This is a genomic window from Stieleria neptunia, assembly GCF_007754155.1.
Classification (GTDB): Bacteria; Planctomycetota; Planctomycetia; order Pirellulales; family Pirellulaceae; genus Stieleria; species Stieleria neptunia.
In genome coordinates this window covers 1,379,580-1,394,065 of record NZ_CP037423.1, presented here as the reverse complement: position 1 = coordinate 1,394,065, position 14,486 = coordinate 1,379,580, and the positions used below count along the sequence as shown (strand labels likewise).

7 protein-coding genes are annotated in these 14,486 nt (G+C 60.9%); 3 read left to right on the top strand and 4 right to left on the bottom strand.

Annotated elements, in window-relative coordinates; genetic code table 11:
• Positions 1–126: 126 nt before the first annotated feature.
• Positions 127–1,920: a malto-oligosyltrehalose trehalohydrolase gene (gene treZ / locus Enr13x_RS04910; RefSeq protein WP_145384979.1), complete on the top strand. Its 1,794-nt coding sequence runs from the start codon at positions 127–129 to the stop codon at positions 1,918–1,920.
• Here treZ and Enr13x_RS04905 read toward each other — a convergent pair.
• Positions 1,917–4,790: a hypothetical protein gene (locus Enr13x_RS04905; RefSeq protein WP_197455791.1), complete on the bottom strand. Its 2,874-nt coding sequence runs from the start codon at positions 4,788–4,790 to the stop codon at positions 1,917–1,919. The genes treZ and Enr13x_RS04905 overlap by 4 nt on opposite strands.
• Before the next feature lie 473 nt (positions 4,791–5,263).
• Complete coding sequence (locus tag Enr13x_RS04900; RefSeq protein WP_145384977.1) at positions 5,264–5,656, bottom strand: fluoride efflux transporter FluC; 393 nt, start codon at positions 5,654–5,656, stop codon at positions 5,264–5,266.
• Positions 5,657–5,801: 145 nt separating this feature from the next.
• Between Enr13x_RS04900 and ilvB the strand changes: the two genes are divergently transcribed.
• Positions 5,802–7,583 carry a biosynthetic-type acetolactate synthase large subunit gene (ilvB, locus tag Enr13x_RS04895; protein WP_231744097.1) on the top strand — a complete coding sequence of 594 codons (1,782 nt, stop codon included), beginning with the start codon at positions 5,802–5,804 and terminating at the stop codon, positions 7,581–7,583.
• A 393-nt stretch (positions 7,584–7,976) separates the two neighbouring features.
• Positions 7,977–10,238, top strand: a complete 2,262-nt coding sequence (locus Enr13x_RS04890; RefSeq protein ID WP_197455790.1) for a DUF255 domain-containing protein — start codon at positions 7,977–7,979, stop codon at positions 10,236–10,238.
• A 444-nt stretch (positions 10,239–10,682) separates the two neighbouring features.
• Here the strand turns inward: Enr13x_RS04890 and Enr13x_RS04885 are convergent, their stop codons facing one another.
• A complete protein-coding gene (locus Enr13x_RS04885) occupies positions 10,683–12,017 on the bottom strand; it encodes a hypothetical protein (RefSeq protein ID WP_145384975.1) in 1,335 nt (444 codons plus the stop codon).
• Positions 12,014–14,476: an ABC transporter permease gene (locus Enr13x_RS04880; protein ID WP_145384974.1), complete on the bottom strand. Its 2,463-nt coding sequence runs from the start codon at positions 14,474–14,476 to the stop codon at positions 12,014–12,016. The genes Enr13x_RS04885 and Enr13x_RS04880 overlap by 4 nt, the downstream gene beginning before the upstream one ends.
• Positions 14,477–14,486 lie beyond the last annotated feature (10 nt).

The following is a 14,486-nucleotide window of genomic DNA, read 5'->3' as shown; positions in this document are numbered from 1 at the left end:
CGATACATTGGGTCGTGTTGCGTTCCAATCGTCACACCGCCGACGTTGTCCAAACCGTAGCCTACCCTGGACGCAGACCCATGCTAAGCCAGCTGATCCATTTTTCGACATGCTTCATCAAAGCCGATGATTGATATTCACAACTGTCCCGCGATCGAAGTTCATCAACACCTGGGGGCTCGGCCACTGGCCGACGGGTCAACCTGTTTTTCGGTTTGGGCGCCGCTGGCCGATCGGGTCGGCATCGACGTGGTCGATGGACCGCAAGCGATTGAAATGACCAAGGATTCGGTCGGGTTTCATCACGCGACGGTCGCCGGGGTCACGGCCGGATCGCGTTATTTTTTTCGCGTCGACGGCGGGCCACAGCGGCCGGACCCCGCGTCACGGTTTCAACCCCAAGGGGTCCACGGACCGAGCGAAGTGGTCGATCCGAGCTTTGATTGGAGCGACCAGGACTATCGCGCCCCGAGTCGCGACGCGTTGATCATTTACGAGCTTCACGTCGGGACCTTTACCGACGAGGGCACGTTCGCCGCCGCGATCGATCGAATCGATGAACTGGTGGAATTGGGGATCACCGCGATCGAGTTGATGCCGGTCGCGGCATCGGCCGGCCGCTGGAACTGGGGATACGACGGCGTTGCGCTGTTCGCACCGTTGAATGCCTACGGGACCCCGGACGACTTTCGCCGCTTCGTCGACGCCGCCCACGCCGCGGGGTTGGCCGTGTTTTTGGACGTCGTGTACAACCACCTGGGGCCGGAAGGCAACTACTTGCCTGAATTCGGTCCGTACCTTTCGTCCAAGCATCAGACGGTTTGGGGCGATGCTCCGAATTTCGATGATCCCGTTCACGGCGATGCGGTGCGGCGTTTCTTTGCCGCCAATGCGGTGTACTGGTTGGACGAATTCCATCTGGACGGGTTGCGTGTCGACGCGATTCATTGCATGGCGGATGATCGTGAACCACACGTGGCCGCCGAGATCAGTGACGAAGTGGCATTCTGGTCGCGTCAAAACCGACGCAACGTGATGCTGATCGCCGAATCAAACGTCTATGATCCCGAGATGACGGTTCATCGTGAAAGCGGCGGGATCGGTTTCGACGCGATGTGGTGCGACGATTTTTTGCACAGCACGTTTTCGGTTCTCCGCCCCGGCGAACAGCTTTGCCATCGTCCGTACTTGCCCAAGACCGATTTGGATCACACGCTGCGGCATGGCTATGTTTACGAGGGCACCCTGCGAAGCGAACGCCGACGATCGACGCCCCCCCGTCGTGTCGACACGCATGGTTTGGTGTATTCGATTCAGAACCACGACTTCATCGGCAACCATCCGCTGGGCGTCCGCTTGCACCAGCTCACGTCCGCCGATGCCCAGCGTGCTGCCGCTGCGCTGATGATGCTGGTGCCGGCGATCCCGATGTTGTTCATGGGCGAAGAGTTCGCGTGCGAGCATCCGTTTCGGTTCTTCGTCGATTTTTCGGACCCGGGACTGCGTCAAGCGGTCGTCGAGGGCCGCCGCCGTGAGTATCCCCAACATGATTGGGACGGCGGAGTCTTGCCGACCGATCCGGCCGCGTTCACCGCGGCGAAGATTGGTTCCCGCGCCGACGGCGATGCGGTGACCTTGCAGTGGTATCGCCAGTTGATCGAACTGCGGAAACGGTGTCGCGCGAGTGGCTTGCTGGTTGATGACAACTTGACGGTCCAGACCGACCTGGAGAACAGTCTGTCTCTGCTTCGTTACGCCGACGACAACCAGACGTTGACCGTCGCCGTTCGGCTCTCACCGCTGTCCGATCCGGATGATGCGATGGAATTAAAAATCGACGGTGAGGTGATTCTCGATTCGCGTGGCGAACCGGGGGACAGTGGCTTGCGATCCAACCATGCAAGGGTTTATCGGGGTTAACGAAAATCCACGCGGACCCGTGTCAACGGATCGGGCATCAGGTGGTAGCGTCTCGGTCGGCCGGCGGCGAGCGACTGGGCTTCGACGAACCAGGTGTCTCCCTCTCGCAGCGACACGGCCAGACTGCGTTGTTCGATCGCGATCTCCGCGGTCAGGACGCCGTCGCCGGACGCATGGGTTGCCACGTACCAGGTGGGGTTCCAGCGGTCCGAGCCGTCCAGGTCGTCGTGGGTCCGGCCCCGGCGGGTGAAGCTGAGGTTCATCGCGGTCAGTAGATCACGATCGATGTCGAATCCCAATGTGACGCGATCCGATTGTGTCAGGTCCGCATCGCGACGCCCCACCGGTTCGGAATCAACCGTTTTGACGAAGTGCTCGGCGGAGCCCTGTACCGCGACATACAGGTACTGTTCGTCCCAAGCGAATCGAAGCGTCAGCGGTCTCCGGCCTCGTGTCTGCGCCGGTTGGGCATCGGTGTCGTTCCAGAACGGTTCCTGGAGTCGACCGTCCAATCGTGGAGGTGCTGCGGTTTTTACGGCGATCGCGGTCTGGCGGGAAGACGGCCGAAGCAAACTGGACCAAGGCGACTGATGATCGGCGATGCGCCGCACGTCGGCGGAGAAATCGTGCTCCGCCACGGCGCTTCGGGTGGGGGCTTTCTCGCCCTGTTCGGTCGCGGCCTGTTCGGTCGCGGCCTGTTCGGTCGCACTTCGCTGCTTCCGGGCCAATGCGTCTTCGACGATCAAACGAACCGGATGCATTTGCCAGGCCAGGTCGATCTTGTGTTCCTGCCTGTGCTCGGACGCCTGGCGAAAGGGGGTCAGCAGGCGATTGGATCGGTGCAGGCCGTTGAAGCGGTGATTGCCCAGCGGAAGCGCCGCGGAGGCTTGGATCACAGCCGGTTGCGAATCCGGGGTCGCGGTACGGTTGGACTGGAACGGTGAAACGATCGCCGCGTGACCGCCGACCGTCGGCAACAGTTCTTGGGCGGCGTCGGGCAGCGACTGGACGCCGCTTGAGGAAGTGGCGACCGGTGCACCGGATGGACGCAGGCCGTTGATCAGCGCCCGATGGCGATCCCATTCCTGGCTCTGCTGTCGCGCCCGGGCGTGGAGTCCCAGCAGTTGGGCGGCGGAGGCCCCGTCGAATCGGCGTGCGACCTCCTCCCACACCGCGATCGGATTTGATTGACCGACGGACCGCCGCGCGATCGACCAGGCGGATCGGAATTGATCTTCGCGACTGGTTTGATCAAGCAGCCGGCTGAGCGCCTCGGCAAACTTGTCGGGAGCCGTTTGTCCTGATGCGTCCGTTTGCGTCCCCAGTAACTCGATGATGGCCGCTTGCTGTTTCAGTCTTCCTTGGATGATGTGCAATCGCCGACGACTGGCTTTGCTCTGGCGCGGCGGCAAACGGTGCCCACGGTTCAGACGCACGCCCAGGCCTAAACTGTCACCGCGGGCGAATTGGGAACCACCGCTGTAACGGGTGTTGATGGCGACCCAGGGATTTTCAACGACGTCGGCGTCGCTGGCGAATTCAAAGTCTGAGACCAACATCAAACCGTCGGCAGCGAAATCACCTGCCAGCACGCCGCTTTCGGGAAGCATCGCGCTGTCGTGCAGCAGCGTCTCGCCGCGACCGTGCAGCGCGTACTCGACCACTTTTTCGGCCCCGCCGGCGACGGCGTGTTGCAACAGCGCCGTCTTGGTTTCCGCAGACAGTTCGTCGTCGAGGACCAGGATCGGCGGCTGGTGGACGTCGATCCAACGTCGCAATGTCGCCAGCGAAACGTCCTCGTCGGATGCAGCAAACGAGTCCACCGCCGCAACGCCCAGCCTCATCGCGGCTTGGTCGAGTGCATGGTCGAGTGCATGGGCCCCAGATGCGTCGAGCGTCCCGACGACCAGATTGCAACGCAATCGTTTTTCCAACGTTTCGCGTCCGATCAATGCCCACGGGACCCGGTCTTCGTTGGCGGCGATCACCAACATCGCACAGGCCCCGGGCGGTCCCTGCGAGGCGTCGTTCGACCACGCAGCCGACCGCACGGCCGACCAGGTTTGTCCGCCATCGGTGGATCGAAAGATGTTTCCGTGGTCGCCGGCACACAAGATGGTTTGGTCGTCGAGTTGGCACGAGGCGCGGATGATCGATCGCGTGTTGACGCGCTCAGACAAGTCTGCCGACTGTTCGGCGGTGGCGGTCGGTCGGATCGGCGATCGTTGCAACGCGTCGGTCGATGCAACCGCTCGCGGGGCGAGCATGGATTGCCAGCTACGTCCGCCGTCGCGTGATTGAAACGAGGTGGCTCCGGTGATCGGATCCGGGGCACCGACGGCGGTGATGGAAGAACGCCGGTCGCCGGAGTGGTTGCCACGGGTGCGCTCCACCGAGTACAGCAACGGCAACTCGGAATCAGCCGATCGACGCCACGACGCTCCTGCATCATGGCTGACCAAAATCGCGCCGCGGCTGATCCGCGTGACCACATCGACACCGCCGCCGAGCGCGACGACGATGCGGTCATCGACCCACAGGACGTCATTGAGTCGGCACTGCACGCCGCTTTCCACATCCTTCCAGGATCGTCCGCCGTCGGCGGTGACAAGGATGCTGCCGTGGTCGCCGACGGCAACGCCACGCTCCTGCCCCCAAAACTGCAGCGCCCGAATCGTCGCCGAGGTGCGCAGGGTGTCGCTATCGCAATACGGCGGAGACGTCAGCGCGGCCGGGGCGGTGCCTTTGGAGCCGGCGCCCGACGTGATCGGGAGGGCTTGAATCGGCGGTAGCGATCGCAGGCGATCGGGGCCGTTGGGGGCCGGCTGGGCCTGGGCTGCCGGGGTGCCGACCAGTGCGAGGGACAACATCGTGATCAGGGCTGCCCACGCCGGGAGAGACCTTCCCGCGCCCCTTCCGCACAAAGCCCTTCCGCACAAAGGTCGTGCGGTTTTAAAGTCACCCTCCTGGCAGGCATTGACGTCTGCACAGGTCGCAAAACGTGAAGTCACCCTCCCTCTGGGAGGGTCGCGGAGGAGTTTACGACGACGCGGGGAGGGTCTATGTGGCTCGGAATCACTCAGCAACAATCCATCAACCCTCCCCTCGCTGCGCTCGACCCTCCCTGGCAGGGAGGGTGACCGAAGTTGTGTCGACACCAATGCCCAGGGGGAGAGTGACGAACCCCCCTTGCGATCAACGACTTTGGAACCGCGCGACCTCCACACGGGAGGGTGATTCCCTGACCCGGTGCATCGGCAGGCTGTGGCGGGCGTCTTCGCCGTTTGGCGGGGAACGCGACCTCCAGATTCGTGGTCTCTCTGGTGCATCAAAGTTCTGTTGTTCATGTTTGAATCCACCACCTGACCAGGTTGCCCGCGAGAATCAGTGCCAAATAGCCGAGGATCAGATTGGCCAGGACGTAGATGCCCGATGCCCCCCAACGACCTTCGCCGGCCAGCATCGAGGACTCGGCCGTGAACGTGGAAAACGTGGTCAACGAGCCCAGGAATCCGACCCGAACGGCGAGCATTAATCGCTCAATCGACTCCGATTGGGTCGGGTCAAGGGAAGACAGGGCTCCCAAGAGGCCGCATCCGACGATGTTGGCGATCGTGGTTCCCAGCATCGTCGACCCGCCCGGCAGCGCTGCCGCGGTGAGCGTCACGCCGTAGCGGCAGAGCGATCCGATTGCCCCGCCCAGGGCGATTGCTGCCAAATTGAACCAACTAGTCATCTTTGCCGGGTGTTTTTCGCATTGCCTAAGCTTCGGCCCCCACTTACGTTAGCGGCTAGGTTCGGAAGTTCTCCCTGCCACGTAAATGTCAGTTTCCCTACTTTCGACGTCTCCATTTCCATTTCGTCCTAGCAATTTCCCACTCATGAGCACCGCAAAAGCTGCCAACACTGAAAACCGCGTGATGACCGGAGCCGACATCATTGTCAAATCACTGGTAGATCACGGGGTCGATGTACTGTTCGCCTATCCGGGCGGATGCAGCATGCCGTTGCACCAGGCCCTGACGCGTTACGGCGATTCGATTCGGACGATTTTGCCGCGTCACGAGCAGGGCGGGGCGTTTGCCGCCCAAGGCTACGCCCGTTCGACCGGCCGGGTCGGCGTGGTGCTGGCCACCAGCGGCCCCGGGGCAACCAACCTGGTCACCGCAATCGCCGACGCCAAACTGGACAGCATTCCGATGGTCTGTCTGACCGCCCAGGTTCCCACCCGAGCGATCGGTTCGGACGCGTTCCAAGAAACGCCGATGGTCGAGGTGTGCCGCGGAATCACCAAGCACCACTACCTGGTCACCGATATCAGCGAATTGCCGCGCGTGATGAAGGAGGCGTTCCACATCGCCAGTTCCGGACGCCCGGGGCCGGTGTTGGTCGATCTGCCCAAAGACGTTCAGTTGTCGGACGTGACGAGCAACCTGGATCTCGATCCGCCGATGAATCTGCCCGGCTACGAAGCGGCGCCGCCGCCGGTGGCCAGCGAAACGATCCGTCAGCTCACCGCCGCGATCCGACTCGCCCGTCGCCCGATGATCTACGCCGGTGGCGGGATCATCTTGGGCAACGCCAGCGAAGAGCTCAACGAGTTCATCAACAAAACGGGCATTCCGACCGTGACCACCGTGATGGGCATCGGTGCCGTGCCGCCGGACAACGAAAACTCGATGGACTGGTTGGGCATGCACGGCGCAGCCTATGCCAATTACGCCGTCCGAGATTGCGACTTGCTGATCGCCCTGGGCGTTCGTTTTGACGACCGCGTGACCGGGAAAGTCGAAGCGTTTGCCAAGGACGCCAAGATCATCCACGTCGACATCGACGGATCCGAGCTGAACAAGAACAAGGAAGCCCACATCCCGGTCCGTGGCGACGTCAAACAGGTGCTCAACGCTCTGAATAAAACCGTCACCAAATGCGACATCGATCCCTGGCGCGAGCACTGCAAAGAACTCAAGGCGAAGTACCCCTTCAAGTATGACTCGGAGTTCGACGGGATCTTGCAGCAACACGCGATCCGGACGCTCAGTGACATCACCGCGGACATGGATGCCCAGATCTCCGTCGGTGTCGGACAGCACCAGATGTGGGCGGCACAGTTCTACCGATTCCGACGCCCCCGCACCTGGCACTCCAGCAGCGGGCTGGGCACGATGGGATTTGGGCTGCCGTGCGCGATGGGCATTCAAGCGGCGCTGCCGAATTCGTTGGTCATCGATATCGACGGCGATGGCAGTTTCCAGATGAACGTCCAAGAACTGGCGACCTGTTTCTGCGAAGAATTACCCGTCAAAGTCTTCCTGCTCAACAACCAGCACTTGGGCATGGTGGTGCAGTGGGAAGATCGCTTCATGGATCGAAACCGAGCCCACACTTACTTGGGCCCGATCCATCACAACGAAGCCAGCGGCAACAGCGAGGCGGAACGATTTTCCTACGCCACCGAGCGCTACCCCGACTTTGTCAAGATCGCACAAGGCTACGGGTGCGGTGCGGCGACGGTGAGAAAGAAAGCCGACCTGGAAGGCGCGATTCGCGAAATGATCGCCCATCCCGGTCCCTACGTCCTGGACGTCGAAGTGCCCTACCAAGAGCACGTCCTGCCGATGATCCCCGGCGGCATGACCGTCGACGACATGATCCTGCAGTAGGGGCAAGGTCACGCTTGCGCCGCGTCCCAGCACGTGGCGTCAGCCAGTGGCGCGTGTTGGCGTTGGCTTCACTACGGACCGGTCGCTGACCGATCCGCTGATTGATCCACGATCCACCGAGTCAATGGTGAGCCGCTGGCCGTAAGACCTCGGGCAGCCGCCGCAATGCCCGGCCGCTTACGCGTCACGGCTCACAAAGCCAACAAGCCGTCACGCGGGGCGCGAAGCGGTCGACGATCGCCGCTACAATGAATCGTCCCCTCCCTTCCTGGACGACTCTTTCAAGTGATGGTCATGATCGATCCGCGTCAATGCATGCGCACTCCTCCCCTCGCCCTCCTCGTGGCATTGCTTGCTCTCGGACGCTCCATTTCCGCACAGGAGCCCGAGCACATGTACACAAACCAGTTGATCAACGAAACCAGTCCGTACCTGCTGCAACACGCCCACAACCCGGTCGATTGGCACCCCTGGGGCGAGGAAGCGTTCGCCAAGGCCAAGCGGGAGAATAAACCGATCTTTTTGTCGGTCGGCTATTCGACGTGTTACTGGTGCCACGTGATGGAGGTCGAATCGTTCGAAGACCCCGAAGTCGCCGCGGTCATCAACAAGTACTTCGTCGCCATCAAAGTCGATCGCGAAGAGCGACCAGATATCGATGAACAATACATGCTGGCCACGCAGATGATGACCGGCCGCGGGGGCTGGCCCAATTCCGTTTGGCTGACCCCCGACGGCAAGCCCTGGATGGCGGGAACGTACTTTCCCAAGCAGACCTTTATCTCGGTGCTGAAACAGATCAACGAGTTTTGGGTCAATCGCCGCGACGACGTCAATCGCCAAGCCGACGCGCTGGCCGACGCGGCCAAGCGGACGAGCACGACGGCGGCCATTGAGGCGGTCCCGCTGTCGCTGGAACTGGTGGACCAAGCCATCGCAAAACTGGTCGGTCAATTTGATCCCCAAAACGGCGGATTCGGCGGGGCACCAAAATTCCCGCCCCACGGCACTCTGGCGTTGCTGATCGACCAATACCAACGCAGCGGTGACACGTCGCTGATCGAACCGATCACCAAAACGCTCGACGCGATGTGGCTCGGCGGCATGCACGACCATCTCGGCGGCGGCTTTCACCGCTACGCGACCGATGCCGATTGGCTGTTGCCGCACTTCGAAAAAATGCTCTACGACAACGCGCAACTGATGCGCATCTACGCCGACGGGTACCAGATCACCGGCAACGAACGTTACCGTGACGCCGTCGAGGATATCGATCGCTGGGTGCGCCGCGAAATGACTTCGCCCAAAGGAGCGTTCTACAGCGCGCTCGATTCCGGTGAAGTCGGAAAGGAAGGCGAAGCGTATGTCTGGACCGCCGACAAGATCAAAGACGTACTCGGCGAAGAAGACGCGGCACTGTATTCGCAAATCTACAACATCGTCCCCGAAGGCAACTTTTTGGAGGAATCGACCGGGCACAAGACCGGCGAAAACATCCCCCACCTGAAACAGTCCCTCGACGCTGTCGCCCAATCTCATCCGCTGGGCAAGCAAGGGTTGATCGATCGAATCGAAGCGATGGAAGACAAGCTACTGCGCGATCGGCTGACCTGGCCCCAGCCACACAAGGACGACAAGATCCTGACCAGCTGGAACGGATTGATGATCGACGCCCTGGCACACGCCGGCCGAGTCTTGGAGGAACCGAAATACATCGATTCGGCCGCCGCCGCGGCCGACTTCATCCTCCAATCGATGATCCGCGATGGAAAGCTGCTCCGTACGTTCCGCGGCGGAACCGCCAAGCTGCCCGGCTACCTGGATGATTACGTCTACTTCTGCAAGGCGCTGTTAGAACTGCACGCCGCGACCGATCAGCGACGTTGGCTGGACGAAGCGACCGGGCTGGTTGATTTCATGCTCGCTGAATTCGAAGACGACGCGGACGGCGGATTCTTTTTCACCGGAGACTCGCACGAAGCCTTGATCGTGCGTTCGAAAAACCTGGGTGGCGGCGGTAACATGCCCAACACCAACGGCATCGCCGCGCAGTTGCTGGTCAATCTGGCCGAGTTGACGGGCCAAACCAAGTATCGCGACTCGGCCGAGAAAACGCTGCAGTCGTTTTCGGGGGTGATGGCCAAACAACCGCACACGACCGAACATCTGCTGATCGGAGTGTCTCGCTATCTGGCCACGTCCGCGGCGGGCTCCGAAAAGACCGCCGAAGGCAACACCAAACGCGTTGACCCGATCACGTTCACGGTCGGTCTGTCGAAGTCTCAGGCGCGCCCCGGCGAGACGTTGACGGTCACGGTGACGCTGGACATCGATGACGGCTGGCATCTTTACGCGACCAATCCCGAGGCGGAGTTTTTGATCCCGACGAAGGTTTCGGTCACGAGCGATGCGGCGATCACGGTCGGTGAAATCGTCGCGCCAAAGCCGGAGTCGCGAACCGATCCGATCCTCAAAACCGAACTCAATACTTACGCCGGGAAGATCGAGTTCAAAGTCCCGGTCACGGTCGATGAAGCGGCGAAGTCCGGCACGGCAACGTTCACCGTGGTCGTTGACTCGCAAGCCTGTGATCAAGCGAGATGTCTGCAGCCGGAGAAGACGACGTTTGAGATGAAGGTGAAAGTTCGCAGATAAGGTCGCGGAACTCGTTAAGGGTTGGGGGACCGCACCGTTGGCTTGCCGAAATACGTGGCGGCTTCCATTGCGGTCTTTCCTGAATTCTCTCGCTACTGAAATCGATAGATGCCTCCGCTGAGGCCCGGAGGGCTGGCATAATGCTTGCCGGTGGCGTTAGCCACCGGTAGATCAGCACGCGAAAGGCTGAGGCCTGAAGGGCCGGCACAAAAGGAACCAAAATCCAGGCATTGTGTCGGCCCGTTGGGCCTTGGACATTCCTTGGAATCATCTCCGGTGGCTCACGCCACCGGCAGACACTCTGCCGGCCCTCCGGGCCTTAAATTCTGTCATCAGGCAAGTTGCATGACAGACATAGAAAGGGTTGACGCCATCGGGTGTTCAGTTGCGACGCGTGAGACGGTGATGCGTGGCCGAAATCCTGGACGGCTTCCGCCACGCTGATCAACGGAACTTGAGCACCACAAACTGTTTTAAAATCGCGGAAAGCGTTCCATCACGCGTGCCGAACGTTCCGCTGTAGCCGCGGCCATCGGTGAACCAGATCGACGCGTTGCCCAATTCACATCTCTCTCCATCGGACGCGAATTGAAACGGTCCGCCTAACGGATCCAGGGTTGCGCTGGCCGGTAGGTTCACCTTGGCCAAATCGTTGAGTGTTGCCGGGTATTGGTCGAACTTTAGCTTGTACCTCGCCACCGCGGCGGCCGTCCGGGCGTACCGGCGTTCGTTGGCGACACGGGTGTAAACCGTCGCCAAGTAGTCTTTCGATTGGCCCGCGCTGTAGGGTTGATTGTACGCGGGGATCTGGAGCGCCAGATCCAACCCGGAACCTGATTCCCGACGGAACTTCTCTTGCAGTTTCATCACCCGCTTGATCGCGGCAAATGTTCCGATTCCGCCGACACGCGAGAATTGGTCGTTGCGATTGAGCCATTCGATGCGACGGCTGGGGGCGAACGTTTTCGGCATCGGGTCATGACGCCACGTCTGGACGACTTCGCCACGCAGCAACCAAGGGATCTGCGCCAGTTTGGTCGAGCGAATGCTGTCCTGCCACGCCTGGTTCAAATCCGGTGACGCCTCGATCCGATGAACGATTTCATCCAGCTCAGATTCACTCCAAATCCCCGTGGCGATCGACTCGGTGACCAACGGGAGGATGCGGTGGGAGACGAGTTCGGTCGGTCCGATACCCAGTCGCTGAAACAGTCGAAAGGCTTCCATCGCCCGATCGGTCTGTTTGTCACGAACCGCACCGCGAAATTCCGCTCGCAACAACTCGGGCAATCCACGGATGGAGCGCAGCCCGCTCGAATATCGGTTGGGATTTCCGAATTCGTTGGCATGCCAAATCGAGGACTGATCCAGTTCGAGCTGTTTGGCCATTTCCAGCAACGGTGCCGCTTCGGCCAAATAGCCGTCGAGGAACTTGTCGATCGGGTGCTCTTCGTCCAGGTTTTCAAACAGATCTTCCTGTTCATCCAGCACTTCAAACAAGATCTGGTATTGGTCGTTGAGCACGTCGATCGCAAACATCAATTCCAGGTTTGATTTCGTGTGCTCCTGACTGGTTCGGGCCGCGTAGTCGGTGGCCAGGGCAACCGGCGAATCGATCAGCTCGGGCGGGAACGACCGCTCCAGCATCGGTCTGATCTTTGCCGCACCGGACCGCCAGGTTGCGGCGGCCGAGACGCAGAACAGCACCAGCGCGATCGGCGGAGCGATCGCCAAGGCGATCATCGTTCGGTCTCGAGAGGATTTTGGTGAAGCACTCATGGTTGTTTCCCGATCTGTAATTCAACGTATTCCCAGTCGCGGCCCCAGAGTTGGCCGTAGCCGTTGACGTTTCCGAGGATCATCGTTTCGATCGCCGGCATGCTGCGCAGTTCGTCGCCGTAACGACTCGCCTGGAACACGCCACCGGTTTGATGAAGCTGGTGAAGTTTCAGTCGCCAACCGATGTCGTCACTGCGGTTGGCCGCGGCATCGATCCCCTCCAGCATGGCGGCGACCAACGAATCATAAAGCCTCGGCTGCATCCAACCGACCAGCCCCGGAGGTAGATGACCCAGCACCGTCAGATTGTGATTCAGATAGCGTCCCCGGTCGTCCTGGAACTTGTGTTGCCATGTCACCACCACCGCGCGGCGACGCGCCGCTGCCCGACTGGCCGGTGTTCCGATGGCTTGCATGGCGGTCTGAACGGCGGCGGCGTCAACACGGTCGACGGGCACCTCGTGTTGCAGCGTATCGATCAGCAACACTTCCAGGCGATCGGCAACTTCCTGGTCCGAGAGCAGGCTGCTGCGGCGGAGTGCGGGAAGCAGGATAGCGGACGCGTCCAGCCAATTCGCCAATTCGGTCCACGCTTGATCGTCTTGGGTCTGTCGCCACTGGATCCGTGCCCGCATCAGGTTGCCATGCCAACGCGAGTACTCGTGCGGACCGACGTGGGCGATCACTTTGCTGCCGGCCCTGGATCGAATCGGCTCGACGGTTTCCAGCGGGTCTAGGTTGTAGCGGCCCAGAGAACCTTCCAGCTCTTTCATCTTGTCGCGGAACGGATCGTACCGATGCGAGTCGTCTACCATGAGCCCCGTCATCCGCAGGTAGGCCGACGGGGCGTTCCCGACGGAATCACGCTGGGCTTCGCTGATCAGCTCCGATCGCAGTGTCGGATCCATGGCGGGGACCGAGAGCACGTGAGCGGTGGCAAAGCCGATCGGCAACAACACGATCAGCCCAACCACGCCGCCGCCGACGACGAACGTCAACGGTCGGTCAGACGTGTCCATGTAACGCCGCATCATCACGTACGTCGCCACCATCGGAGCGAGCCCGCAGAGAATCAAACCGTAGATCGGAAAGCCGAGTGAGACGTAGGCGAACACCAGCCAGCCGACCGTCACCAATGACAGGATCGGAGCCAGAATGACCGACAAAATCAGCGTGCGGACAAACTGGCTGACCCACTGGGAGATCGCATAGATCCAAACGACGATCATCAGCATCGTCACCAGCGACGGCAAACCCGCGGCGAAATCAGAGACCGCCTCCCGATGGATGATCGTCAGATTCCAAAGCCCATACACCAAGAGCGAACCGCAAAGGATGGCGATCGGTACCGCATGCAGTGCGAAATAAGTCTTGCCCGGTGAGACGCCACGGTCGGCCAAGAAACGCACCCGTTCGGACGCCCCGTCGTGCTTGAACACGCTGATCCCCAACCAGCAGACGGCAAGCGGAGCCATCAGCAGCAGCCATGGCAAAAGGCCGATGATCCCGCGGTACCGATCCACCGCCGCCATTTGAATCGCGGCCAGGAAGCTGACCAGCAACATGCCGATCAAGATCGCCAACATGCCCTTGGCCGAGTGAATCGATTGCCAAATGATCGGCGCGGTTTGCGTTCCAAACGTGGGGGCGATGGAATCGTTCGTTTCGCGTGCCGGGGAATGCGGCGCGACGTCCAACAACGGTGTGACCGCAGGGGCATCCGCGGCACCGAGCGTGCGGATCGCGGCTCGATAGGTGATCGGAGTGACGATCGCAATCCCCAGCAACGTGAACCCAAAGTTGATCCAATCCAATGGGCCCGTCGCCATCGGGCGATCGGAAAACTCGGAAATCAGCGACGTCGCGATCATTGGCGAGAACGCCAGCGGAATCAACGCGATCAACGAATAAAATTGATTCTTGATCCGCCAGGCGACATAAAAACCCGCCAGCAACACGAACAACGAATGGGAGATCCAAACCGGATAGCTGAACGGGTTACCGGAATAACCGGTCTGGCCGCCGATCGTCCAGTGCGATGTGTCGCGTTGCCCGAGATCAAACGCCGTGATGACCAGCAACGCAAACGCCCACATCACGGCCAGGCCGGCCATGCCGACCAGCAATTTTGTCGTCGCGAGTCGCTTGGACGAGATCGGCAGCAATGCCAGCCAATCGATCGTGCGTTGAGACCGTTCCTGGCCGACCAACAAGGGGCCTGCCCCGGTCGCGAACAGACCTGGAAAGACCAGCATTGTCACTTCATGGGGCAATTGAAATCGAAACGATTCCATCGCAACGCCCAGGATGGCGTTGATGACGATGATCAACAGCGAGACGATCGCCAGCAGCGCCACCAACGGTGCCAGCTGGCGAGTTTCCTTCCACCAGAACCACGCGGTCGAAGAAGCTTCGTGCCGCGTCGTCGTCAGTGCAGTGAGTGTTGCTTCGGTGCTCATGGTCAGATCA

What these genes read in the sequence shown, in the direction of transcription:
- Enr13x_RS04880 (WP_145384974.1), bottom strand. Translation starts at nt 14,476, where the DNA reads ATGAGCACCGAAGCAACACTCACTGCACTGACGACGACGCGGCACGAA.
- treZ (WP_145384979.1), top strand. Translation starts at nt 127, where the DNA reads ATGATTGATATTCACAACTGTCCCGCGATCGAAGTTCATCAACACCTG.
- Enr13x_RS04900 (WP_145384977.1), bottom strand. Translation starts at nt 5,656, where the DNA reads ATGACTAGTTGGTTCAATTTGGCAGCAATCGCCCTGGGCGGGGCAATC.
- Enr13x_RS04890 (WP_197455790.1), top strand. Translation starts at nt 7,977, where the DNA reads ATGTACACAAACCAGTTGATCAACGAAACCAGTCCGTACCTGCTGCAA.
- Enr13x_RS04885 (WP_145384975.1), bottom strand. Translation starts at nt 12,017, where the DNA reads ATGAGTGCTTCACCAAAATCCTCTCGAGACCGAACGATGATCGCCTTG.
- Enr13x_RS04905 (WP_197455791.1), bottom strand. Translation starts at nt 4,790, where the DNA reads ATGTTGTCCCTCGCACTGGTCGGCACCCCGGCAGCCCAGGCCCAGCCG.
- ilvB (WP_231744097.1), top strand. Translation starts at nt 5,802, where the DNA reads ATGAGCACCGCAAAAGCTGCCAACACTGAAAACCGCGTGATGACCGGA.